Genomic DNA, 22,764 nt, shown 5'->3' on the forward strand with positions numbered 1-22,764 from the left:
AAAAGTGGGGAAAGGATTTCGTGTTTCCACGATAAATCCGGTTGTGAGCCAGACGACATCAGGCCGTGGAGGCGGTCGCGGAGGAACGCCGGAAATCCAAGGATTTTGCCAGTGCAGCCTCGACGTTTGTTCAGCTGCAGAGCGTCAAGTGTCGCCTGATGTCCGTTCGTGCCGGATGCCTTGCAAGCAGTAGTGTTGCCCCATGCAGCAACAGGGTGTGGAGCAACTGGTGGAGCTGGTGGCACAGAAGCTGGGCCGCGGCCTTTCCCTGGAGGATCTGGACGGTGTGCTCCTCGCCTACAGCTCTAACCAGTCCCATGCCGACCGCGTCCGGGTGAACTTCCTGCTCAGCAAGAAAGTGCCGGCTGATGTCAGCGCCTGGCAGCTTTCGCACGGCATCGCCACCGCCGTCCGGCCGGTGGCGGTTCCTGCCAACCCGCACCTGGGCATGCTGGGCCGCGTCTGCGTCCCGCTGATGGTCCGCGGCTTCAGGGTGGGTTACCTGTGGGTGCAGCAGGACTCGGTGGAGGAAAATCCGACGGCGATTCTCACCCAGTTGCCTTCCGTCGCCAGCGAACTCGAAATGCTCTCAGCGCTGTTGCTGGATTCCAACACTGCTGAATCCGAATTCCGGCGCGGGCGTGAACGGGAATTCCTGGCCGCCTGTGCAGGGGAAACCAACGCCGTGGCGGCGGTGGGAGGCTGGAAGGAAATCCAGGGCCGCGGGCCCTGGCAAATGGTGACGGTGCTGGACGCCGATGGCGGGGCCGAAGGACCGGATCCCATTGCCGCCACCCTGATCCACCGCGCCGCCGCACTGCAGGCGACAGTGGGTGTGGACGCGGCACTCTTCAGTGCCGGGGCGGAAACCCACTCCGTGGTGCTGTTCCGCGAGTCGTCGGGCAGGGCGAACCATGCGCAGGTCCTGGTGCACTATCAGCTCGAGCTGGCCAAGCGCTCCGGCCGCCCCGTGCAGCGGATCATCCTGGGCATCAGCGAAGGATTTACCAGGCCGCGGGAACTGGCCGAGGCCTACCGGCAATCCAAGCTGGCGGCCCAGGCCGCAGCAGTGGATCCGCAACTCGGGGAGCTCGTGGACTGCCGGTCCACCGGCGTCTACCAACTTCTGGCTTCCGCCGGGGGAGGGGCAGGCGCCTGGGTGGATCCTGGCTCGGTCTACTTCCGGACGCTCGAGGACCACGACCGCAACGGCGAACTCATTCCAGTCCTGGAACTCCTCTACGACAACGACGGTTCCGTCCAGGACGTGGCCGCAAAACTCCATCTTCACCGGAGCAGCATCTACAACCGGTTGGGCCGGATCAGGCAACTGCTGGGCGTGGATCCGCTGAAGGGGATGCCCCGGCTGGAACTCCACGCTGCGCTCAAGATGCGCCGCTGGGCAGCCCGCCCCCGGATTTAAAGCTGGGTTCCGTCGTCGGCTTCTGCACCTTGCTCTCCGGCAGCCTTGTGCCGGTCCTTTTTCTGCTCCTCGAGCCACGCCATGATGGCCGTGCGCGGAATGCGCCGGTGGCTGCCGCGATACTCTACCGGGATTTCCCCCCGGTCGGTCATGTTGCGAAGGTAGGTGTGGGAGATGCCCGCCAGCTCCGCCGCTTTGGAGGTGGTCAGCATGTCCTCCACGCTGCTTACCGTCACGGCCTCACCGCGGCTAAAGCGCCGCAGGAGGTCGACGACGGCGTCCCTCGCCAGGGGCGGGAGGCGGTGGACGGTGCCGTCCACAAAAACAGTAATGTCATCGCTGCCGGCGAGGGCCCGTTCCAGCTTCCGGGCCTCCTCGGGCGGGAGCGCGGCGGCCATCCTGGGAGCAATCAGTGCCATGGCCACAGCCTAGCGTGCCGGCCCGCACCCTGCAGTGCGGCAGGCTTTGAACCGCCTATATTGCTCCGGCGGTATGCTCGCTTGATGGCATTGAATGGTGGCAGGGCCGTAGAAGCCGTCGGATTGCAGGGAATGCTGTATTCCTCCGTCCAGCGCAGGCACGGTACAAAGGGAATCCCCGATACCGGGGCGCGCCCCACCTATGTCCTGCTGCACGGCATTGGCGTTTCCCACCGCTACCTCGCGCGCCTGCATCAGGAGCTGGCCAAGGCAGCGGACGTCTACTCCTTCGACCTCCCCGGCTTTGGCAAGTCGTCACGGCCCGGACGGCAGCTGCAGGTTGAAGACTTTGCGGCGTTTGTCAGCGATGTGCTGACCGACGCCGGCGTCGCCAGCTACGTGCCCGTGGGCCACTCCATGGGCACCCAGTTTGCGGTGGAACTGGCCCTGCGTGAACCCTGGCGGGTGGCCGGAGCCGTGCTGATGGGTCCCGTGGTGGAACCCGGCCGGAAATCGGTGGCGCAACAGGCCCTCGCGCTCACCCGGGACGCCATGTTCAGCGAGTCCCCGACTTCCAACGCGATTGTGTTCAGCGACTACTTCCGCGCAGGCCCCCGCTGGTATCTCACAGAATTGCCGGTGATGATGAGGTACCCGCTGGAGGAGCGGCTGGCCGGCGTCAGCCAGCCGGTGCTCGTGCTCCGCGGCACCAGGGACCCCATCGCGCGGCGTCCCTGGTGCGTCAAGCTCTCTGCTGCCGCCGCGCAGGGCAGCATGGGCGAGATTTTGGGGCAGGGCCACGTCTTCCAGCACACCGCGCCGGCTCTCGCCGCCCAGGCCATCAACGGCTGGGTCCGCGCCCTTAACGGATTCGACGTCACGGCCTGACGTTGCCAGGCCTTGCGGCCCCCGCGGCTAGAGCCCCAGCTCTTCCAGTACAGGCAGCTTCTCGCGGACCCACGCCCGCGCCTCGGTGGCACTCGGGGCTGACAGCGCCAGCTTGGCCAGCTGCTGCGCCTCCTCCAGGGTCACCGTTTTGAGCACCGCAGCCACGGCTGCCAGGGAACGTGCCGTCATGGACAGGGTGCTCACGCCCAGGCCGGTCAGTACGACGGCGAGGGCGGGATCGGCGGCCGCCTCACCGCAGACGCCAACGGGTTTGTTGTTGCCCTCTGCGCGTGAGCCCTCCACTGTCAGCCCCACCAGGCGCAGGACTGCCGGCTGCCAGGGCGTGTTGAGGTTGGCCAGCGGGCCCAGCTGCCGGTCGGCGGCCATGGCGTACTGGGTGAGGTCGTTGGTGCCAAGGCTTGCGAAGCCCACTTCCCGCAGGATGGCTTCGGCCGTCAGTGCTGCGGAGGGAACCTCCACCATCACGCCAGGCGTTTTGATGCCGGCGTCTGCGCACATGGAGGCAAAGCGGGCAGCCTCTTCCGCCGTGGAGATCATGGGGGCCATCACCCACACATCCGCTTCGGACTGTTGCTCGGCCAGCGCGATCGCTTCGAGCTGCCGGTCCAGCACGCCGGGAGTAGTGAAGTCGGTGCGGTAGCCGCGGACACCGAGGGCGGGGTTGGGCTCGGTGGAATCGGTGAGGAAGGGCAGGGGCTTGTCGGCCCCGGCGTCCAAGGTGCGCAGGACAACCTTCTTGCCCGGGAAGGCATCAAAAACGCTCTTGTAGGCTGCGGCCTGCTCCTCGACAGAAGGCTCGGTATCACGTTCCAGGAAGCAGAACTCGGTGCGGAACAACCCCACGCCCTGGGCGCCCAGCTTGGCTGCTGCCACGGCATCCTTGCCGCCGCCCACGTTGGCGAGCAGCGGCACCTGGTGCCCGTCCGCCGTCGTACCTGTCCCCGTGAACTCGGACAGCAGGGAAGCTGTGGCCGCCCACGCTTCCGCGGCCGCGCGAAGGGATTCGTCAGGCTCGGCGATGACGGTTCCGGCCGCCCCGTCCACATACACTTCCGTGCCGTCCGGGACCTCGTCCACCCCTACCGCGGCAACCACGGCGGGCAGGCCCAGGGAGCGGGCGATGATGGCGGTGTGCGACTGGGGGCCGCCGCCTGCCGTGACGAGAGCCAGGACCTGGTTGGGATCCAGGGTGGCGGTGTCTGCAGGGGCAAGGTCGTCGGCCACCAGGATGAAGGGGGTGGCGGAGGCGGGGATGCCCGGCGCGGGAACCCCCCGGAGCTCGGCGACGATGCGGGCGCGCACGTCCAGGACGTCCGTGGCGCGTTCGGCCATGTAGCCGCCCAGGTTGTGCAGCATTTCCGAGACGGAGGAGCCGGACTCCCAGATGGCGCGCTCGCCGGAGGTGCCGCGGGCAATGAGCTTGGAAGCACCCTTGATCAGCATGGTGTCCTTGGCCATCAGTGCCGTGGCTTCAAGGACAGCCTTGCCGTCACCGGTGGCATGGGCTGCGCGGGACTTCAGTTCGTCATGCACGGCCTGGGCGGCTGCCTTCAGGGCTGCGGTGGCTTCCTCTGCGGTGGTGTCCGGTGCCAGCTGCTCGCCGGCCGGAGGTTCACTGATGGGTTTGGGCATCTGCCGGACGGTGCCGATAACGCGGCCTGGACTGACGCCTACTCCTGGGAAGTTCTGCACTGAAGGTCCTCATTCTCTGCCGGTTTGCCAGGCCCGCCAATATGTCCGGCGCCATGCCGGTCCGCCGGCGGACTGCTACGTCCGCCAGGCGGGAAACGTGCCTGAAAAAATTGTATGTGATTCAGTTCATATAGCATTGCTATAGGTGCTAGGGTAGCGGTTATGAGTTTGGATGGCCAGCTTCCCCCCAAAATGCGACTGCTTCGTGCAGCGGCGGAGTTGTTGGCAAAATCCGCGGGAGCCCCCGTTTCCACCCGCCAGATCACGCAGCTGGCGGGGGTATCGGCTCCCACGCTTTACCACCACTTCGGTGACAAGGAAGGTCTGTTCGACGCCGTCGTCGCCGCAGGGTTTGAAGAGTATGTAGCGGGTGAAAGGGATTTTGCCCCCTCCGGACAGCCGCTCGAGGATATCCGGAGAATGTGGGACAACCACGTGCAGTTCGGGCTTAACCAGCCGGAGCTGTACCTGGTGATGTTCGGCAATATCCGCCCGGAAAGCCGCCCGGCCATCGTCGCAGACGCCGAGGCTCTGATGGAGGAGATGCTGAACAAGGCAGCGGCGGCGGGCCAGCTGAACGTCCAGCCCCGGGAGGCAGCCAGGTCCATCCTGGCCGCCAATGTGGGCGTGACGCTGATGCTGATTGCGGAGCCCGCCTCCGAACGGAACCTCGAACTGTCCACCATGACCCGGGACGCCATGATTTTTGCGGTGTCAGCCGAGCCCGCCAGCGGGGCGGCGCCGGAGGACACCGGAAAGTCCTCGGTGGTGGTGGCCGCGATCGCCCTGAACGCCGCACTTCAGGCCTCGCACTCGGACCAGCTCTCCAGCTCGGAACTCAAACTCTTCCTCGAATGGCTTCACCGCATCTCCACCAGCCCGGCAGGCTGAAAAACGCCAGAACGTCCAGCAGTACGTCGTCGTAAATATCGGACCATCCTGCGCAGCCGCAGGAATGACGGTTAGGAAATCACATGGCAACAGAGACAGTTGCAAAACCCCGCACCAGCGCGCGCGTGCACGTCCAAAAGTTCGGGACCTTCCTGTCCGGAATGATCATGCCCAACATCGGCGCCTTTATTGCCTGGGGCCTGATCACCGCCCTCTTCATTGAAAAGGGCTGGATCCCCGTCCCCGAACTGGGCGGCTTCGGCACCAACGCCGCGGGCAAGCCGAACACCGGCCTCGTGGGGCCAATGATCACCTATCTGCTGCCGCTCCTGATCGCCTACACCGGCGGCCGGATGGTGTACGACGTACGCGGTGGCGTGGTTGGTGCCATCGGCACCATGGGTGTCATTATCGGCGCCGGCATTCCGATGTTCATCGGCGCCATGATCATGGGCCCCCTGGGCGGCTGGACCATGAAGAAGATCGATTCGCTCTGGGACGGCAAGATCCGCCCCGGCTTCGAGATGCTGGTCAACAACTTCTCGGCGGGCATTTGGGGTGCCATCTTGGCGCTGCTTGGCTTCTACGGGATCGCCCCGCTGGTTTCGGCCTTCAGCACCGGCGCCGGCAACGTGGTCCAGTTCCTGGTCAACAACGGTCTGCTGCCGCTCACCAGCATCTTCATCGAGCCGGCCAAGGTCCTCTTCCTGAACAACGCCATCAACCACGGCGTGCTCACCCCGCTGGGCATCCAGCAGTCCCTGGACCAGGGCAAATCCATCCTGTTCCTGCTCGAAGCCAACCCCGGCCCGGGACTTGGACTTCTGCTCGCGTACATGTTCTTCGGGAAAGGGGCAGCCAAGGCCTCCGCTCCCGGTGCAGCCATCATCCACTTCCTGGGCGGCATCCACGAGATCTACTTCCCGTATGTCCTGATGCGCCCGCTGCTCATCCTGGCAACAATCGCCGGCGGCATGACCGGCATCGCCACGCTCGCCATCACCAACTCCGGCCTGGTGGCTCCATCCGCCCCCGGCTCCATCTTCGCGGTGCTGGCCCAGACATCCAGGGACAGCTACCTTGGGGTGATCCTGGCGGTCCTGCTCGCCACGGCGGTCTCCTTCCTGGTGGCCTCGGTCATCCTGAAGACCACCAAACACAGCGATGAGGTGGACCTCAACGACGCCACCTCCCGCATGGAGCAGATGAAGGGCAAGAAGAGCTCCGTGGCTTCCACCCTCACCGGTGCCGGCGCAGCTGCCGGGGCAGGCGGAGTGGGCGTCCTCGCCGGCCCGGTGCGCAACATCGTGTTCGCATGCGACGCCGGTATGGGCTCCAGTGCCATGGGCGCCTCCGTGCTGCGGAACAAGATCAAGGCTGCCGGGTTCCCGGACGTCAAGGTCACCAACGCCTCCATCGCCAACCTCAACGACACGTACGACGTTGTGGTCACCCACCAGGACCTCACCGAACGTGCAAAGCCTGCAACGTCCAGTGCCGTGCACTATTCCGTGGACAACTTCATGAACAGCCCCCGGTACGACGAAATCGTGGACCTGGTCCGGGAGAGCAACACCGAGGGCAGCACGGCAACCGAGGGCCCCGACGCGGGTGCGGGAACGCCCGGCGGCGCGTCTGCCTCGGGAGCGGCAAGGGGTCCTGCGGCCGGTGCAGCGGCAGCCGGTACCGCCGCCGTCGGAGGTTCCGAAACCGAAGCCTCAGGGGCGGGCACGGGCGAGATCCTGGCCCGGGAGAGCGTGGTGCTCAACGGCTCAGCCACCACCCGTGACGCCGCCATTGACGAAGCCGGCCGGCTCCTGCTGGCCCGCGGCGCGGTGGATGAGGATTACGTCCGGGCCATGCACGAGCGCGAACAGTCCGTGTCCACCTACATGGGCAGCTTCCTGGCCATCCCGCACGGAACCAACGCTGCCAAGGACCACATCCGCAAGTCCGCGGTGTCCGTGATCCGCTACCCCGATGGCATTGACTGGAACGGCAAGCAGGTCAAGTTCGTGGTGGGCGTTGCCGGCATCAACAACGAGCACCTGCACATCCTGTCCTCCATCGCGAAGGTCTTCACCAACAAGGAACAGGTGGCCCGGCTGGAGGCGGCAACGTCCGAGGACGAGATCCTGGAACTCTTCGGAAAGGTCAACGCATAGTGAAGGCAGTACATTTCGGGGCCGGAAACATCGGGCGCGGCTTCGTGGGCCTGCTCCTGCACGACGCCGGCTATGAGGTGGTGTTCGCCGACGTCGCCGAGGAGCTGATCAACCAGCTCTCGGCGGCGGACAGCTACGCCGTGCACGAGGTGGGCGAAAACCCGGCCGTGCGGACCGTGGACAACTTCCGGGCGTTGAACTCCACCACCCAGGAAGCTGAGCTGGTCGAGGAAATCGCGACGGCGGACATCGTTACCACCGCGGTGGGGCCGCACATCCTCAAGTTCGTGGCTCCCGTGATTGCCAGGGGCATCGTGGCCAGGGAGCCAGGCGTGGCGCCGCTGCAGGTCATGGCCTGCGAGAACGCGATCAACGCCACGGACATCCTGGCCAAGGAGGTGGCCTCCCAGCCGGGGGCCGCCGCCGGGGCACTGGACGGCAAGGCAGTGTTCGCGAACACCGCGGTGGACCGGATCGTGCCCAACCAGGAAGCCGGCCAGGGCCTCGACGTCACTGTGGAAACCTTCTATGAATGGGTCATTGACCGCACTGCCTTCGGTGATTCCGCGCCGGTGATTCCGGGAGCCACCTTTGTGGATGAGCTCTCGCCGTACATCGAGCGGAAGCTGTTTACGGTGAACACGGGCCACGCTTCGGCCGCCTACCTCGGGTTCGAAGCGGGCCTGGAGAAGATTTCCGATGCCATGGCGGACCAGGATGTTGCCGAGGACGTCCGGGCGGTTCTGGAGGAGACCAAGCAGCTCCTGGTCAGCAAGCACGGCTTCAGCAACGACGAACAGGAAGCGTACGTCCAGAAGATCCTGGTCCGGTTCTCCAACCCGTACCTGCCGGACACGGTGAACCGGGTGGGCCGCGCCCCACTGCGGAAGCTGAGCCGGCACGAGCGGTTCATCGGCCCGGCTGCCGAACTCGCCGAACGGGGGGTGGTTCCGGAGGCGCTGCTTGGCGCCATCGCGGCGGCCCTGCGCTTCAACGACCCCGCCGACACCGAGGCAACCGAGCTGGCTGACATCCTGGCAACCGGCAGCCCCGCCGACGCCACGGCCAAAATTACGGGACTGGAGCCGGAGCACCCGCTGTTCAACGCCGTGGCCACGCTCGTGGAGGAACGCCAGGCGGAGATGACCCGCACTCCCGCCTGACGCGGTCCCCAATTACGACGCCGGCACCCGCCTGGGTGCCGGCGTCGTTCTGTGTGATCTCTCCCACTTAGGCCCGAATGCGGCCCCTTCCGCTTTGAAGTTAGCCTGCCCTTACTTATAGGCTCTGGACTATTACGCAACGTCGTTGTGATGTATTAGTCGACTGGAGAGAAAACGTGAAGAAGAAGCTTTCGAGTTACCTGGGGGCACTGGCTGCGGGAGCGGCGCTTTTGACCGTAACGGCATGCGGAGGAAACGCGACGGCCACCCCGGCCGAGGAAGCCACCACGATCACCGTGGAGCACGCGCAGGGCAGTACCGCCAAGGTGCCCGTCAACCCGGAGAAGGTCTTCACGTTCGATCTCGGCGTCCTGGACACCCTCGATGCGCTCGGTGTTGAGCCTGCCGGAGTGCCCGAAGCGGCCTACCCCGAGGCGCTGGCAAAGTACTCGGACGCCAAATACGCCAAGATTGGTTCACTGAAGGAGCCGGACTTCGAAGCCGTCAGCGCCGGCGACCCGGACCTCATCATCATTTCCGGACGCACCGCCGGTGCCTATGAGGAACTGAGCAAGATCGCCCCCACCATCGACCTGTCCATCGATGCGGCCCAGCCGATGGAAAGCTTCAAGGCCCAGACCGAAAAGCTTGGAACCATCTTCAACAAGTCAGCGGAAGTGGAAGAGCAGCTCGCGGCAGTTGATGCCACCGTTTCTGACACCAAGTCCAAGGCGGCCAACGCCGGCAAGGGCCTCATCGTCCTGACCTCCGGCGGCAAAGTCACCGCCTACGGGGCGGGCTCCCGGTTCGGCATCATCCACGACGTCCTGGGCGTGCCCACGGCCGCCGACGTCAAGGTGGACGGCAGCCACGGTGAGGCCATCTCCTTCGAGTACATCAAGCAGGCCAACCCGGACATCCTGTACGTCATCAACCGCGACACCGCTGTGGGCACCGAAGCCTCCGCCGCCAACCCCATCCTGGACAACGAACTGGTCCAGTCCACCAATGCCGCCAAGAACAACAAGGTGGTGAACCTTGACCCTGCCGGCTGGTATGTGGTGGGCTACGGCCTGAACAACGTCAAGGCCATGGTGGACGCCCTCGCCGCTTCCGTGGCGTAACGCGCCGGGCGCCAAACTCCCATGACCGCCACCGCCGTGCGCCCCCTCGCGCCGGCAACCCGCAGCCAGGCCCGCCACAGTGCAGGCCTGGCTGCGGCCGCAGTGTCCGTTCTTGCCCTCGCCGCCGCCAGCATGTTCGTTGGCGTCAGCGATGTTTCCCTTCCCGCCCTGTTGTCTGGGGATCCGGCCACGGCGGAGGTCTTCTGGATCTCCCGCGTCCCGCGCACGCTCGCAGTGCTGCTCGCCGGGATGGCCGTGGCCGTTGCCGGCCTGATCATGCAGCTGATGGCCCGGAACCGCTTCGTGGAGCCGTCCACCGTAGGTACCGTGGAGTCCGCCACCCTGGGAATCCTGGTGGTCACGGTTTTCGCCCCGCAGGCTCCGGTGCCCGCCAAAATGGTAGTGGCCAGCGGCTTCGCGTTGCTGGGGACTGCGCTGTTCCTGGCCATCCTGCGCCGCCTCCCGGCCCGGAACACCCTCCTTATCCCGCTGGTGGGCATCATGCTGGGCGGGGTCATCGGGGCCGTCACCACGTTCTTCGCCTACCGCTACGACCTGCTGCAGACCCTGAGCAACTGGATGATCGGTGACTTCTCCGGCGTGCTGCGGGGCCGGTATGAGCTGCTCTGGATCGTCGCCGTCCTTATGCTGCTGGGCATGCTGGCCGCAGACCGGTTCACCGTGGCCGGAATGGGCCAGGACTTCACCGCCAACCTTGGCCTGAATTACGGCCGGACCATGCGGCTGGGCCTGGTGATCGTCTCCCTGATCTCGGCCGTGGTGGTCACCACCGTGGGGGCCGTGCCCTTCCTGGGGCTGGTGGTTCCCAACATCGTGTCCCTCATTTTTGGCGACAATCTCCGCCGCGCCGTCCCGTGGACCGCCCTGTTCGGCGCCGCGTTCGTGCTGGTCTGCGACATCATCGGCCGGACCATCCGCTACCCCTACGAGGTGCCTGTGGGCATGGTGATGTCCGTGCTGGGCGCCGTCCTCTTCCTCGTCCTGATCCTGAGGAATCGCAATGCCTGAAAGCCCAACGCTGCAGCCGCCGGTGAAGGAACGGCCTGCCTCCACGGCTCCGGCCGAAGTAGGAGTGCGTCGGCTCAAAGCTGCCGTCCGGAACGCCTCACCGCGCCTGGTGACGGGCATCCTGCTCGTGGTGACTGCCGGCGTCGTCTGCTTCTTCCTGTTCTTCGAGCTCAAGGGCAACGTGGGCTACATCCTGCCGCGCCGGGCCATCAAGGTGGCAGCCATGCTGCTGGTGGCCGTGGCTGTGGGGGTTTCGACGCTCCTGTTCCAGACGGTCACCGCGAACCGGATCCTCACTCCGTCCATCATGGGTTTCGACTCGCTGTACATCCTGGTGCAGACGGTGATGACGTTCACCCTTGGCGCTACCGCGGTGGTGGCCGCCCCGCCCATGCTCCAGTTCGGGGCTGAGGTGCTGCTGATGGTGGCGTTCAGCGCGCTGCTGTACCGGTGGATGTTCACCGGTGCCACCCGTTCCCTGCACCTGCTCCTGCTGGTGGGCGTCATCCTGGGCAGCCTGTTCCGCGGCCTGTCCTCGTTGCTGCAGCGGCTGATGGAGCCCAGCGAGTTCATCATCCTGCAGGACCTGTTCTTCGCGAGCTTCAACAACGTGGACCCGGCGTTGCTGGGGGTTTCCGCCATCATTATTGCCGCCGTCTGTGCCGTTGCCTGGCGGGCGCGGCACACGCTGGATGTCCTGGCCCTGGGCCGCGACGTGGCCATCAACGTGGGTGTGGACCACCGCGCGGTGGTGATGCGGGTGCTGCTGGGCTGCTCCTTGCTGGTGGCGGTGTCCACCGCCCTGGTGGGGCCGGTGACCTTCTTTGGACTGCTGGTGGTGAGCCTGGGTTACCAGTTGTGCCGCGGCTTCAGCCACGCCTGGCTGCTGCCCATCGTGGTGCTGATCGGCGCCGTTGCCCTGGTGGGCGGGCAGCTGCTCCTGGAGAAGGTGTTCGGCTTCGGCACCGCGCTGAGCGTGGTCATCGAATTTACCGGCGGCATTCTCTTCCTATACCTCCTCCTGAAAGGGTCGCTGAAATGACCATCGCGGTCCGGAACGTTTCCAAGAGCTATGGCGGCCAAGCGGTCCTTGACGACGTCAGCTGCGTGATCCCCGAGGGCGGCATCACCTCCATCATCGGCCCCAACGGAGCGGGCAAATCCACGCTGCTCTCGCTGATCAGCCGGCTGCAGCCGCTCGAAGCGGGTGTTGTCACCGTTGCCGGACTGGACGTCGCGGCCACGGACAGCCGGGAGCTGGCCAGGACCATGGCGATCCTCCGTCAGGAGAACCACCTGACCATGCGGCTCACCGTCCGGGACCTCGTTGCCTTCGGCAGGTTCCCGCACTCCGGCGGGCGGCCCACCGTGGAGGACCTCGCCAAGGTGGAGGAAGCCATCGCCCACCTGGACCTGACCCCCATGGCGGACAAGTTCGTGGATGAACTTTCGGGCGGCCAGCGTCAGCGGGCCTTCATCGCCATGGTGCTGGCCCAGGACACCCGGTACCTGCTCCTGGACGAACCGTTGAACAACCTGGACATGAAGCATTCGGTGGAGATGATGCGGCTCCTGCGCCGGCTGGCGGACGAGTTCGGCAAGACCATCGTCCTGGTGGTCCACGACATCAACTTCGCGTCCTGCTACTCGGACACCATCCTGGCCATGAAGGACGGCCGGCTGGTCCACCAGGGCAGCCCCCGGCAGATCATGCAGCAGGCCATGCTCCGCGACGTCTACGACATCGACATCCGCATCGAGGACATCGAGGGCAACCGGATCGGCGTCTACTTCGCCTGACCCTCCCCCCGACGCCCCATCACCTCCCGCACTCTTTTGGGTGACGCCCCATCACCTTTCGTGCACTTCCGACGCCCGCTCACTTTCGTGCGAGGCTGGGCTGGTGACCGAGAGCCAAGCTGCCATGCCCTTCCTCCTGACCTCCGACGTCGACGGCGGGACCTTCCGCCTGCGCGGCGCCTTACGGGCGGACCTGCCGGCCATCGTGGGCTTGCTCGCGGACGATTCCCTGGGTTCCGGGCGCGAGCGTGCTGCGGACATGGCGCCCTACGAACGCGCCTTCGAGGCGATCGACGCCGACCCTTCCCACCTGCTCATCGTGGGAGAGCTGCTCCCGCGCGGAGGAGGGGACGCGGCTGTTGTTGCCACCTTCCAGCTCAGCTTCCTGCCCGGCATCTCACGGCAGGGGGCCTGGCGCTCGCAGATCGAGGGGGTGCGGGTTGCGGACAGCCTCCGCGGCAATGGCATCGGCAACATGATAGTGCAGTGGGCTATCGACGAGTCCCGGCGCCGCGGCTGTGCGCTGATGCAGCTGACCACGCACAAAACACGCCTTGCCGCGCATAGGTTCTATGAGCGGCTCGGGTTTGAAGCCAGCCACCAAGGCATGAAGCTGACACTCTGAGCATTGATCATTAGGTAGCCTAACTGTTAGGCTACCTAATGATGAACAAAAGAAGCGATCTCGAGGAGCTGCACGCGCTTGCCGGCGACTTCCGCGAGGCCCTCCGCCATAGCGTGTACTTGGTGCGCAGGCTCGATGCCGAAGGGGAACTCAGCGCCGCCCAGCTCAGCACCCTGAAGATGCTGCTGGACGACGGCGTGCGGGTGGGGGAGATCGCACGGAACCTTGGCGTCCGCGTGCCCAGCGCCACGGAGCAGATCATCAAGCTGGAGCGGGCGGGACTGGCCCGGCGCGAACCCGACCCGGACGACTCGCGAGCCGTACGGGTGGTACTCACCACGGAAGGCCGCGCCGCCGTGGACTCCGCCAATGCCCGCCGCAATGCCGTAATGGCCGGCATCCTCAGCTCCCTGTCTGAGCAGGACCGGCTGGCCCTGGCGGCCGCCCTTCCCGTCATTGGAAAAATCAACGCGTCGCTGCTGCAGTGACGCACGCATCCCTTTAGGAGCAACCTTAATGAACGGCCAAGCAGATACGCTGCCGGCAGCAGAAGCAACCTTGAAGGCCGAAAAGGCCTCATTCCTCAAGCAACCAAAGGCGGTATGGGCCACAGCCCTGGCCGCCGTTTTTGCGTTTATGGGTATCGGACTGGTGGACCCCATCCTGCCCGCCATCGCCACCAACCTCGATGCCAGCCCCAGCCAGGTGTCCTTGCTCTTCACCAGCTACTTCCTGGTGACAGCCGTGGCAATGCTCATCACTGGCTTCGTTTCCTCCCGCATCGGCGGCAAGAAGACACTGCTGATCGGGCTGGCCGTCATCGTGGTGTTTTCCTCACTCTCCGGCCTTTCCGGCAGCGTGGGAGAGCTGGTGGGCTTCCGGGCCGGCTGGGGGCTGGGCAACGCACTGTTCGTTGCGACTGCACTGGCAGTGATTGTCGGTGTAGCCAGCGGCGGTGCCGGTACGGCAATCATCCTTTATGAGGCCGCGCTGGGACTTGGAATTTCGTTGGGCCCGCTCCTGGGCGCCCTGCTGGGCGGCTGGCAGTGGCGCGCGCCGTTCTTCGGGACCGCGGCTTTGATGGCTGCCGCCTTTGTGGCCTTGATGGTGCTGCTCCCGAAGACGCCGCTGCCGGAACGGAAGGTCCGCCTGCGTGATCCCCTGCTGGCACTGGGTCACAAGGGACTGCGCACCACTGCCGTCAGCGGTCTGTTCTACAACTACGGCTTCTTCACCATCCTGGCGTTCACACCGTTCATCCTGGGCATGGACGCCTACGGCATCGGCGGCGTGTTCTTCGGCTGGGGCGTGGCCGTGGCGGTCTTCTCCGTGTTCGTGGCGCCTGTGCTGCAGAACCGCTTCGGGGCCACCAAGGTCCTGGCCGGAACCCTCCTGGTTCTGATGCTCACCCTTGTTGGGCTGGGACTGGCCGCTGGGCACTCGGTACCTGCCGTCGTCGTACTGGTGGTGCTCTCCGGCGCCCTGCTGGGCATCAACAACACCATCTACACGGAACTGGCAATGGGCGTTTCGGATTCCCCGCGCCCGGTGGCCTCGTCCGGCTACAACTTCGTGCGGTGGATGGGCGGAGCCCTTGCCCCTTTCGCCGCCGCCCAGCTGGGCGAGCACTTCGGCCCGCAGGTCGCGTTCTTTGCGGGGGCTGTGGCGATGGTGGTGGCCATCGGCGTCGCCCTGGCCGGCCGGAAGTACCTGGCAGCGCACGAGCCGCACGTGGTCTAGCTGTTTCCCGCTCCAAAGACAGCAAACCCTCCGTCACGCCATGTGATGGAGGGTTTGCTGATTGACTGCGGAAGGTGATGGGGCGTTGCTAGGCCTTCTTGGAGCCCTTGGCCACGAACAGCGTCTCCGCCTGCTCCAGTGACATCCCGTTCGTTTCCGGAACCTTGAACATCACAAAGAAGAAAGACGCCGCCGCGAACAGTGCGTACATGGCATACGTGAGCGGCAGCGAACCGGCAGCCATCACCGGGAAGCTCAGCGTGATGGCAAAGTTCGCCACCCACTGCGCGGCCGCCGCGAGGCCCAGCGCGCGGGCGCGGATCCGGGATGGGAAGATCTCGCCCAGGAGCACCCACACCAGCGGGCCCCAGGACGCTCCGAAGCTGATCACAAAGACGTTGGCGGCCACCAGTGCCACCGGACCCCAGGCGCCCGGCAGGGAGATGTTCTCACCGGAGCCCACTGCGGACGAGAATGCCAGTGCCATGGCTGCCAGCGAAACCGCCATGCCCACTGAACCTGCCAGCAGGATGGGCCGGCGGCCGATCCGGTCCACCAGGGCGATGGCCACGAGGGTGACCAGGATGTTCGTGATGGAGGTGGCCACGGAGATGGCGAGTGAGTCCTTTTCCTGGAAACCCACCGCCTTCCACAGGGTGGTGGAGTAGTAGAAGATCACGTTGATGCCCACGAACTGCTGCAGGACGGACAGGATGATCCCCACCCAGACCACCGCCTGCAGGCCGAACGCCTTGCCGCGCAGTGAGCCCTTCTGGCCGGCGAGCTTGTCCTCCTCGATGGCCTCACGGATCTCGCGGATGTGCCGGTCGGTGTCCTCCGCCGGGGCAATCGAATCAAACACCTTGCGTGCCTCGTCCTCCTTGCCCAGGAACACCAGGAACCGCGGGGATTCAGGAAGCGTGTAGGCAACCCAGCCGTACACCACGGCAGGCACGGCGGCGGCCAGGAACATCCAGCGCCAGGCCTCAATCCCCAGCCAGAAGGACTGGTCGGCACCGCCGGCGGTGGTGGCGAACAGCGCGTCGGAGAGCAGCGCCGCGAAAATGCCTGTGGTGATGGCGAGCTGCTGCAGCGAGGCCAGGCGGCCGCGGACCTTGCGCGGTGAGATCTCCGAGATGTAGGCGGGCGCGATCACCGAGGCCAGGCCGATCCCCAGCCCGCCCACCAGGCGCCAGAAGATCAGGTCCCAGACGCTGAAGGCGAAGCCGGTGCCGATGGCGCTGACCAGGAACAGCAGTGCTCCCAGCTTCATGGCGGGGATGCGGCCGTACCGGTCGGCCACCTTCCCGGCCAGGTAGGCGCCCGCGGCACAGCCCAGCAGCGCAATGGCCACGGCAAAGCCCGTCACGGCCTCGGACAGCGCGAATTCTGCCTTCATGGCGTCCACCGCTCCGTTCACCACGGACGAGTCGAAACCGAACAGGAATCCGCCCACCGCGCCTGCAAGCGCCAGCCAGATCACCCGCCGCGGTATCTGGGCGGTTGTCTGCTCCTGGGCAGTGGGCATGGTTCTCCCTTGGTCTGGGTTGGGTGGATGCGGTGCGGACGTCGTCGGCTGCGGAACCGGCCAGCTGGCCGGCGCACTCGCGCTGTACAGTGTTCCACGCCACCGCGAACTCTTCCAGTCAGCAGGGTTGCAATTGCGCGTCCCGTCCCCACCCAAGGAGGCCGACGGCGGCGGGCCGGGGCCGCCGTCGTCCTCGCCCCACATGCAGGGCGCACCTGGGGCAGGAACGCAGAAACCCTCCTGCGCAAAGGCAAGAGGGTCTCGGCGGAAGCGGCCACAAGGGAGCGGGCGTCTGGATGGAAAGTTAGTGCACCGCGGCCGGCTCCTGCGGGGCAGCCTTCGGGTCCGAGAGCTTCTTGTTCGGCAGGGCGAAGCTGATGAGGAAGGCGATGCCAGTCAGCACGGCTGCCGTGAGCATCACGGCGTCAATCGCGTAGGCGAAGCCCTCGGTGATGGGCCGGGTCAGGGTGCTGTTGGCGGTGTGGAGCCAGCTGGTGTCGTTGAGGGAGTCGTTGGACGCTCCGTTTTGGAAGAACTCGTAGAGTTTGGCGTTGGCGGGGTCGGCTGCCACGGCGGGGTCCCGGAGGACGGCCTGGTAGTCCGTGCTGGCCATGGCCGACTTCATGCTGTCCGCGATCCGGCTGGCCGCCAGGCTGAACAGCATGGAGATGAACACGGCGGTGCCAACGGCGCCGCCCATGGAGCGGAAGAACGCCGCAGAGGACGTGCCCACCCCCATGTCGCGGCGCGGCACGGACACCTGCATGGCCAGGGTGAGCGGCTGCATGCAGAAGCCCAGTCCCATACCGAAGAACACCGCGATGACGCCGGGAACCCAGAGGCCTGTGTCCACGCCCAGGGACAGTCCCATTGCTACTGCGGCCGCCGTAAGGATTGCGGTGCCCATGATGGGGAAAATCCGATAGGTGCCGGAGGACGAGATGGTGCGCCCGGCGGTAATAGAGCCGGTAAGGATGCCGACGGTGAAGGTGATCATCATCAGGCCTGCCTCCGTGGGCGTGAGGCCCTTGACCAGCTGCAGGTACATCGGCAGCATGGCGATGGCGCCGAACATGCCGATACCGATGATGAAGTTCAGCAGCGATGACAGCCCGAAGGTGGCGTTCCGGAACAGCCGCAGCGGGATCAGTGCGTAGTCGCCCGCGCGCTTCTCGGCGAGCAGGAACCAGGCGATGCCCACCACGCCCAGGCCGTAGCACAGGAACGAGTTCAGGGAGGCCCAGCCCCAGGTGCGGCCCTGCTCGGCAACCAGCAGGAGCGGCACGATTGCCAGGGTGATGGCGGCCGCGCCCCAGTAGTCGATCTTCTGCTTCACGTGCTTGGCCGGCAGGTGCAGGAACAGGAATACCACTGTCAGTGCCGCCAGGCCGATGGGCAGGTTGATAAAGAACACCCAGCGCCAGCCGTCAAAGCCCAGGATGTTGGCCGAACCAGCGAACGCGCCGCCTACTACCGGGCCAAGCACCGAGGAGATGCCGAACACGGACATAAAGTAGCCCTGGTACTTGGCCCTGTCCTTCAAGGAGACAATGTCGCCGATGATGGTCAGCGCAAGTGCCAGCAGGCCGCCGGCACCCAGGCCCTGGATACCACGGGCAATGGCGAGTTCGGTCATGGAATGGACCGAACCCGCGTACAGGGAGCCGGCCAGGAAGATGATGATGGCTGTCAGGTACAGCGGCCGGCGGCCGAAGATGTCGCTGAGTTTGCCGTACAGCGGGGTGCTTACGGTGGACGTGATGAGGTACGCGGTGGTGGCCCAGGCCTGGAGCGAGAGCCCGTCCAGGTCGTTGGCGATGGTGTATATGGACGTGGACACAATGGTCTGGTCCAGGGAGGCCAGGAACATGCCCAGCATCAGCCCGACCATCACGGTGACGATTTGGCGCTGCGTGAGGGTTTCTCCGGCGGCGCGCACAGCAGGGGGTTGGGACATGGATGCTCCAGGGAAGTAATACGCTTTGATAGTTGCTTTCAGTAACTATCTTACCCTCGTACCTATTCCCTGGAATCGGAAGTTGTTTTCGTGCGGCTTTAGCGCTCCACGAGGATTCCGTCCGGATCGCACCAGATGGTGGTACCCGAACGGATGGTCACGCCGTCAATTTGCACGTCGACATCGACCTCGCCCGCCCCGGCTTTCGCGCTCTTGCGGGGGTTGCTGCCCAGGGCCTTGACGCCGAGATCCAGGGCGGCAATCGCCTCGCGGTCACGTATCGCTCCATTAATCACGACGCCGGCCCAGCCGTTCGCTACGGCGCTTTCGGCGATCATGTCCCCCATCAGGGCCGTGCCCAGCGAGCCGCCGCCATCCACGACCAGCACATTGCCGTTGCCCGGGGTGGCCAACGTGGACTTCACCAGGGCGTTGTCCTGGAAGCAGCGGATGGTCCTCACCGTGCCGCTGAAGTGCGAGCGGCCGCCCAGTGACTGGAACTGCAGGGAAACCGAGGCCAGCTCGTCCCCGCGTTCGTCGTACAGGTCTGCGGTGTTGATGTTGTTGGCGGGGTTCTGGGCTGGTGCCGTCATGGGATCTCCAGGTCTTTAGTACTTACGCGGTTCACGGGGCCGTTTTGCGGTTGCCGGGCAGCAAGCTGCAGCAAGTTAGGTTGCCGAATAACAAGCCGGGCGATGAAGCCCACGATAGTCTGACTTTTATCGCTAACCGTCCAGGGGGAACCAGCCATGAGCCTGCCAGACACACCCGCAGCGGCGGATCCCGGCTCTTCATCAAAACCCGGCGACGGAGCGGAGCATTCGACGGCGGCGCTCGCCGAGCCAACGGCGAAGGTCACTGCGCGGTGGGTCACGGGGCTGGTGCTGGTCAACGTCGGGATCAATGCCGCGTTCTTCGGGCCCATCAACGTCTTTATCGCCGAGCAGGCCATTGGCATCGACGAAACAAACAAGGAAGCCATCGCTTCCCTCGTACTTGGGTGCGGTGCCGCCGTATCCCTGGTGGCCAATCCGCTGTTCGGGGCGCTGTCTGACCGGACGGTCTCGGGTTTCGGCCGGCGTGCCCCCTGGGTACTGGCTGGTGCCGTCCTGGCCACGGCAGCATTGCTGGCGTTGTCCGGGGCCACGGCTGTTGCCCTGATGGTCCTGTTCTGGTGCCTGGTCCAGCTGGGCGCCAACGCGGCCTATGCCGCCATCACCGCCGCCATCCCGGACCGGGTGCCGGTGCTGCAGCGCGGCGGAGTGGGGGGAGTTGCGGCGCTGGGCCAAACAGCCGGCATCCTCCTGGGCTCAGTCTTCGGGGCGGTGGTGTCGGGAAACTACATGGTGGGCTACGCCCTGTGTGCTGCCGCCCTGTTGTTCTCGGTGCTGCCGTACGTGTTCCACCGGAATGACCCGCCGCTGCCGAGGGCGCTCCGCCCGCCTTTCTCGTGGCGCAGCTTCCTCCGCGGCTTCTGGATCAGCCCGGCCCGCCACCCGGACTTCGCCTGGGCCTGGCTCACCCGCTTCCTGGTGAACGTCTGCAACCAGTTGACCATTGTGTACCTTATCTTTTTCCTCGGGGACGTCCTCAAGCTTGAGAACCCGGCGCTGGGAGTCCTGATCCTGACCGGCATTTATGCGGCGTTGGTGATGGTTACTGCGGTGATCGCGGGGCCGTGGAGCGACCGGTTGGGCCGGCGGAAGCCGTTTGTGATCGGATCCTCAGTCCTCATTGCCCTCGCGGGCCTCACTCTGGCGTTTTTCCCAGTATGGACCGGCGCCCTGGTTGGCGCCGCCATCCTGGGCGTGGGGTTCGGCGCCTACCAGGCCGTTGACTTTGCGCTGCTGACGCAGGTGCTGCCGCAGGCCGCCGACCGTGGCAAGGATATGGGGGTCATTAACGTGGCCGCCTCGCTGCCGCAGGTGTTCGCTACCGGCCTCGCGTTCCTCGCGGTGACGTACTTCGGGGGGTACTTCACGCTGTTCACTACTGCGGCTGTCATGGGCCTCCTGGGTGCGGTGTTTGTCGTCAAGATCAAGGGCGTCCGCTAAGCCTGTGGCAGGCGGAAGTAAGCCGCCTGACTAAATACGCCACATCGCTGTGCCGTATAGTTGAACCGGATCGCAGGCGGTCCGGGATGGGGGACGCTCCTGGCTGCTGCCCGTCAAAACACAACCCGGAATACAGATGCCTGAGACTCTTCCAGACCATCCGCCCATGGCCGCCATGCCCTCTGCCCCGCGCCAGCGGCTGCGCTATTCACGCATGCTTGAAGCGGCCGGCAGTTTTGCCCGCAAGGGCCTGGACTCCGTGGATCTGGCTGAGGTGGCGGCCAAGGCCGACGTTCCCCTCGGTACGGTCTACCGCTACTTTCCCACCCCCACGCACCTGATGCTCGCGCTCTACCGGCACCAGCTCGGAGAGCTGCAGGCCGCAGGGCGTGCCACTGCAGCCAGGTTCCGTGGGCGCGCCCTGGGCGGCCTGGTGATGGAGATCTTCCACATGCGGGTGATGCAGCCGGCAGTGGAGCAGTGCCTGAGCCGTGGCGTATATCTTCCGGACCGGGATACCACGGCCCTGCTGCGCGAGATCGACGCATTGGGCGAAAAGGTGGTGGCCAGCGCCTGCGGCGACGCCATTGTGGCCCGGGTGCTCCTGTTGACGGTCACTGGTCTGGTCCAGTCCGTCCGGAACCGCCGGCTGTCCCTCTTTGAAGCTGAAGAAGACCTCAAAAAGGCCTGCGCACGGCTCGCTCCGGCTGCCGAGGGCAGCTACACACTCCACCAAAGCGCGTAACAGGTCTAGACCAATTGCCCATTAAATCGGGCTTATTGCCGTGGTGTGGATCACAAACGTGGTTGCGGAAACGTTTTAGCATGTGCAGCCGCCGTCAAATCGCCTCCGGGTGACCTTTTCCGCTGTCTACCATGGGGAACGGAGCAGCAGGGAGCATCCCCGACGCTCCCACGGACCCGCCACCCCTGGGTAATCCGCCGCACCTCTTCCAATGCCTCAGGTCCATTCGGGCCCGAGCCCCATGTGCCGTGTGACCACGGCGAGCACCAGGAGACAACGACGTGTCCATTGACGCAATTGCAGCCACCGACAACTCCGCAGCCACCGCGCTGACCGAAGCCGAGATCTTCGACGCACACCAGGGCGGCAAGCTCTCCATCGCCAGCACCGTCCCGCTGTCCAACAAGCGCGACCTGTCCATCGCCTACACTCCCGGTGTAGCCGAGGTCAGCCGTGCCATCCACGCCAAGCCGGAACTGGCCCGCACCCTCACCTGGGCCGAGCGCCTGGTGGTAGTGGTCAGTGACGGCACCGCCGTCCTGGGCCTGGGCAACATCGGTGCCAGCGCGTCGCTGCCCGTGATGGAGGGCAAGTCCGCCCTGTTCAAGACCTTCGGCGACCTGGACTCCATTCCGCTGGTGCTCAACACCACGGATGTGGACGAAATCGTGGAGACCCTGGTCCGCCTGCGTCCCAGCTTCGGCGCCGTCAACCTCGAGGACATCTCCGCGCCGCGCTGCTTCGAGCTGGAGGAAAAGCTCATCGAGGCGCTGGACTGCCCGGTGATGCACGATGACCAGCACGGCACCGCCGTGGTTGCCCTCGCCGCCCTGACCAACGCGGCCAAGGTGACCGGCCGCGAACTGGACAGCCTGCGCGTGGTGGTCTCCGGCGCAGGAGCCGCGGGCATCGCTGTCGCCGAAATCCTGCTGGCCGCCGGCATCACCGACGTGGTCCTGCTGGACTCCCGCGGCATCATCAACGCCGGCCGCAAGGACCTCGCCGCTGACCCGGCCAGCAAGAAGGCAGACATCGCCGGCCGCAGCAACCCCCGCAACGTGGAAGGCGGACCCGCCGAGGCCCTCGCCGGAGCCGACGTCTTCATCGGCGTCTCCTCCTCCAAGCTGGCCGAAGAGCACCTCGCCCTGATGAACCAGGACGCTATCGTCTTCGCGCTGTCCAACCCGGACCCCGAGGTCCTGCCCGAGGTGGCCGTAAAGTACGCCGCCGTGGTGGCCACCGGCCGCAGCGATTTCCCCAACCAGATCAACAACGTGCTGGCCTTCCCGGGCATCTTCCGTGGCGCCCTGGACGCCGGTGCCCGCCGCATCACCCCGGCCATGAAGCTCGCCGCGGCTTACGCCATCGCCGACCTTGCCGCTGAGGACCTCTCCGCGGACTACATCGTGCCCAGCCCGCTCGATCCGAGGGTCGCTCCCGCTGTCACCGCAGCGGTTGCCGCCGCGGTGGAGGCAGAGTAGCGCGCATTCCCCTAGCGGA

General features: G+C 65.7%; 20 protein-coding genes. 15 read left to right on the top strand and 5 right to left on the bottom strand.

Going from position 1 to position 22,764, the window contains the following annotated elements:
- Positions 1 to 202 precede the first annotated feature (202 nt).
- Positions 203 to 1,423: a CdaR family transcriptional regulator gene (locus FNL14_RS10150; protein ID WP_142059728.1), complete on the top strand. Its 1,221-nt coding sequence runs from the start codon at positions 203 to 205 to the stop codon at positions 1,421 to 1,423.
- Here the strand turns inward: FNL14_RS10150 and FNL14_RS10155 are convergent.
- Positions 1,420 to 1,842 carry a helix-turn-helix domain-containing protein gene (locus FNL14_RS10155; RefSeq protein WP_142059730.1) on the bottom strand — a complete coding sequence of 141 codons (423 nt, stop codon included), beginning with the start codon at positions 1,840 to 1,842 and terminating at the stop codon, positions 1,420 to 1,422. The genes FNL14_RS10150 and FNL14_RS10155 overlap by 4 nt on opposite strands.
- Positions 1,843 to 1,926: 84 nt before the next feature.
- Here FNL14_RS10155 and FNL14_RS10160 point away from each other — a divergent pair, with 84 nt between their 5' ends.
- Positions 1,927 to 2,730 (top strand): alpha/beta fold hydrolase, encoded by an 804-nt coding sequence (locus tag FNL14_RS10160; RefSeq protein ID WP_142059732.1) that lies wholly within the window; start codon positions 1,927 to 1,929, stop codon positions 2,728 to 2,730.
- A 27-nt stretch (positions 2,731 to 2,757) separates the two neighbouring features.
- On the opposite strand, the gene ptsP is transcribed toward FNL14_RS10160, so the two are convergent.
- Positions 2,758 to 4,443, bottom strand: coding sequence for a phosphoenolpyruvate--protein phosphotransferase (gene ptsP / locus FNL14_RS10165; protein WP_091419566.1), 1,686 nt, complete (start codon positions 4,441 to 4,443; stop codon positions 2,758 to 2,760).
- A gap of 162 nt (positions 4,444 to 4,605) precedes the next feature.
- Between ptsP and FNL14_RS10170 the strand changes: the two genes are divergently transcribed.
- The 10 genes from FNL14_RS10170 to FNL14_RS10215 all read left to right on the top strand — a co-directional run bounded on the left by FNL14_RS10170 (position 4,606) and on the right by FNL14_RS10215 (position 14,980).
- Positions 4,606 to 5,334: a TetR/AcrR family transcriptional regulator gene (locus tag FNL14_RS10170; protein ID WP_091419568.1), complete on the top strand. Its 729-nt coding sequence runs from the start codon at positions 4,606 to 4,608 to the stop codon at positions 5,332 to 5,334.
- A gap of 83 nt (positions 5,335 to 5,417) precedes the next feature.
- Entirely contained in the window at positions 5,418 to 7,499 is a 2,082-nt protein-coding gene (locus FNL14_RS10175) for a PTS mannitol transporter subunit IICBA (RefSeq protein ID WP_142059734.1), read from the top strand.
- The gene (locus FNL14_RS10180) at positions 7,499 to 8,662 is read left to right on the top strand and encodes a mannitol-1-phosphate 5-dehydrogenase (RefSeq protein WP_142059736.1); all 1,164 of its coding nucleotides are present in this window, start codon (positions 7,499 to 7,501) and stop codon (positions 8,660 to 8,662) included. The genes FNL14_RS10175 and FNL14_RS10180 overlap by 1 nt, the downstream gene beginning before the upstream one ends.
- Positions 8,663 to 8,838: 176 nt before the next feature.
- Positions 8,839 to 9,786: a siderophore ABC transporter substrate-binding protein gene (locus FNL14_RS10185; protein WP_142059739.1), complete on the top strand. Its 948-nt coding sequence runs from the start codon at positions 8,839 to 8,841 to the stop codon at positions 9,784 to 9,786.
- Positions 9,787 to 9,807: 21 nt separating this feature from the next.
- Entirely contained in the window at positions 9,808 to 10,815 is a 1,008-nt protein-coding gene (locus tag FNL14_RS10190) for an ABC transporter permease (protein WP_142059741.1), read from the top strand.
- Positions 10,808 to 11,857 (top strand): iron chelate uptake ABC transporter family permease subunit, encoded by a 1,050-nt coding sequence (locus tag FNL14_RS10195; protein WP_255470778.1) that lies wholly within the window; start codon positions 10,808 to 10,810, stop codon positions 11,855 to 11,857. The genes FNL14_RS10190 and FNL14_RS10195 overlap by 8 nt, the downstream gene beginning before the upstream one ends.
- On the top strand, positions 11,854 to 12,615 hold the full coding sequence (locus FNL14_RS10200; RefSeq protein ID WP_142059743.1) for an ABC transporter ATP-binding protein: 762 nt from the start codon (positions 11,854 to 11,856) through the stop codon (positions 12,613 to 12,615). The genes FNL14_RS10195 and FNL14_RS10200 overlap by 4 nt, the downstream gene beginning before the upstream one ends.
- A 124-nt stretch (positions 12,616 to 12,739) precedes the next feature.
- On the top strand, positions 12,740 to 13,240 hold the full coding sequence (locus FNL14_RS10205) for a GNAT family N-acetyltransferase (RefSeq protein WP_142059855.1): 501 nt from the start codon (positions 12,740 to 12,742) through the stop codon (positions 13,238 to 13,240).
- Positions 13,241 to 13,278: 38 nt separating this feature from the next.
- Positions 13,279 to 13,728: a MarR family winged helix-turn-helix transcriptional regulator gene (locus FNL14_RS10210; RefSeq protein WP_370455847.1), complete on the top strand. Its 450-nt coding sequence runs from the start codon at positions 13,279 to 13,281 to the stop codon at positions 13,726 to 13,728.
- Positions 13,729 to 13,756: 28 nt separating this feature from the next.
- On the top strand, positions 13,757 to 14,980 hold the full coding sequence (locus FNL14_RS10215; RefSeq protein WP_142059745.1) for an MFS transporter: 1,224 nt from the start codon (positions 13,757 to 13,759) through the stop codon (positions 14,978 to 14,980).
- 88 nt (positions 14,981 to 15,068) lie between these two features.
- Here the strand turns inward: FNL14_RS10215 and FNL14_RS10220 are convergent, their stop codons facing one another.
- The 3 genes from FNL14_RS10220 to rraA form a co-directional block, all read right to left on the bottom strand.
- Positions 15,069 to 16,508 carry a sugar porter family MFS transporter gene (locus FNL14_RS10220; protein WP_142059747.1) on the bottom strand — a complete coding sequence of 480 codons (1,440 nt, stop codon included), beginning with the start codon at positions 16,506 to 16,508 and terminating at the stop codon, positions 15,069 to 15,071.
- 304 nt (positions 16,509 to 16,812) lie between these two features.
- Positions 16,813 to 18,465: an MDR family MFS transporter gene (locus FNL14_RS10225; RefSeq protein ID WP_142059749.1), complete on the bottom strand. Its 1,653-nt coding sequence runs from the start codon at positions 18,463 to 18,465 to the stop codon at positions 16,813 to 16,815.
- Between the two features lie 98 nt (positions 18,466 to 18,563).
- On the bottom strand, positions 18,564 to 19,058 hold the full coding sequence (rraA, locus tag FNL14_RS10230; protein WP_142059751.1) for a ribonuclease E activity regulator RraA: 495 nt from the start codon (positions 19,056 to 19,058) through the stop codon (positions 18,564 to 18,566).
- A gap of 156 nt (positions 19,059 to 19,214) precedes the next feature.
- On the opposite strand from rraA, the gene FNL14_RS10235 reads away from it, so the two are divergent.
- From FNL14_RS10235 to FNL14_RS10245, 3 genes are all read left to right on the top strand, one after another.
- Positions 19,215 to 20,519, top strand: a complete 1,305-nt coding sequence (locus FNL14_RS10235) for an MFS transporter (RefSeq protein WP_142059754.1) — start codon at positions 19,215 to 19,217, stop codon at positions 20,517 to 20,519.
- A gap of 136 nt (positions 20,520 to 20,655) precedes the next feature.
- Positions 20,656 to 21,264: a TetR/AcrR family transcriptional regulator gene (locus tag FNL14_RS10240; RefSeq protein ID WP_091419589.1), complete on the top strand. Its 609-nt coding sequence runs from the start codon at positions 20,656 to 20,658 to the stop codon at positions 21,262 to 21,264.
- 281 nt (positions 21,265 to 21,545) lie between these two features.
- Complete coding sequence (locus FNL14_RS10245; RefSeq protein ID WP_142059756.1) at positions 21,546 to 22,745, top strand: NADP-dependent malic enzyme; 1,200 nt, start codon at positions 21,546 to 21,548, stop codon at positions 22,743 to 22,745.
- The last annotated feature ends 19 nt before the right edge of the window (positions 22,746 to 22,764 follow it).

This window comes from Pseudarthrobacter sp. B4EP4b (assembly GCF_006680095.1).
In the GTDB taxonomy this organism is placed as follows: Bacteria; Actinomycetota; Actinomycetes; order Actinomycetales; family Micrococcaceae; genus Arthrobacter.

What these genes read in the sequence shown, in the direction of transcription:
- FNL14_RS10150 (WP_142059728.1), top strand. Translation starts at nt 203, where the DNA reads ATGCAGCAACAGGGTGTGGAGCAACTGGTGGAGCTGGTGGCACAGAAG.
- FNL14_RS10155 (WP_142059730.1), bottom strand. Translation starts at nt 1,842, where the DNA reads ATGGCACTGATTGCTCCCAGGATGGCCGCCGCGCTCCCGCCCGAGGAG.
- FNL14_RS10160 (WP_142059732.1), top strand. Translation starts at nt 1,927, where the DNA reads ATGGCATTGAATGGTGGCAGGGCCGTAGAAGCCGTCGGATTGCAGGGA.
- FNL14_RS10170 (WP_091419568.1), top strand. Translation starts at nt 4,606, where the DNA reads ATGAGTTTGGATGGCCAGCTTCCCCCCAAAATGCGACTGCTTCGTGCA.
- FNL14_RS10175 (WP_142059734.1), top strand. Translation starts at nt 5,418, where the DNA reads ATGGCAACAGAGACAGTTGCAAAACCCCGCACCAGCGCGCGCGTGCAC.
- FNL14_RS10190 (WP_142059741.1), top strand. Translation starts at nt 9,808, where the DNA reads ATGACCGCCACCGCCGTGCGCCCCCTCGCGCCGGCAACCCGCAGCCAG.
- FNL14_RS10195 (WP_255470778.1), top strand. Translation starts at nt 10,808, where the DNA reads ATGCCTGAAAGCCCAACGCTGCAGCCGCCGGTGAAGGAACGGCCTGCC.
- FNL14_RS10200 (WP_142059743.1), top strand. Translation starts at nt 11,854, where the DNA reads ATGACCATCGCGGTCCGGAACGTTTCCAAGAGCTATGGCGGCCAAGCG.
- FNL14_RS10205 (WP_142059855.1), top strand. Translation starts at nt 12,740, where the DNA reads ATGCCCTTCCTCCTGACCTCCGACGTCGACGGCGGGACCTTCCGCCTG.
- FNL14_RS10210 (WP_370455847.1), top strand. Translation starts at nt 13,279, where the DNA reads ATGATGAACAAAAGAAGCGATCTCGAGGAGCTGCACGCGCTTGCCGGC.
- FNL14_RS10215 (WP_142059745.1), top strand. Translation starts at nt 13,757, where the DNA reads ATGAACGGCCAAGCAGATACGCTGCCGGCAGCAGAAGCAACCTTGAAG.
- FNL14_RS10220 (WP_142059747.1), bottom strand. Translation starts at nt 16,508, where the DNA reads ATGCCCACTGCCCAGGAGCAGACAACCGCCCAGATACCGCGGCGGGTG.
- FNL14_RS10225 (WP_142059749.1), bottom strand. Translation starts at nt 18,465, where the DNA reads ATGTCCCAACCCCCTGCTGTGCGCGCCGCCGGAGAAACCCTCACGCAG.
- rraA (WP_142059751.1), bottom strand. Translation starts at nt 19,058, where the DNA reads ATGACGGCACCAGCCCAGAACCCCGCCAACAACATCAACACCGCAGAC.
- FNL14_RS10235 (WP_142059754.1), top strand. Translation starts at nt 19,215, where the DNA reads ATGAGCCTGCCAGACACACCCGCAGCGGCGGATCCCGGCTCTTCATCA.
- FNL14_RS10240 (WP_091419589.1), top strand. Translation starts at nt 20,656, where the DNA reads ATGCCTGAGACTCTTCCAGACCATCCGCCCATGGCCGCCATGCCCTCT.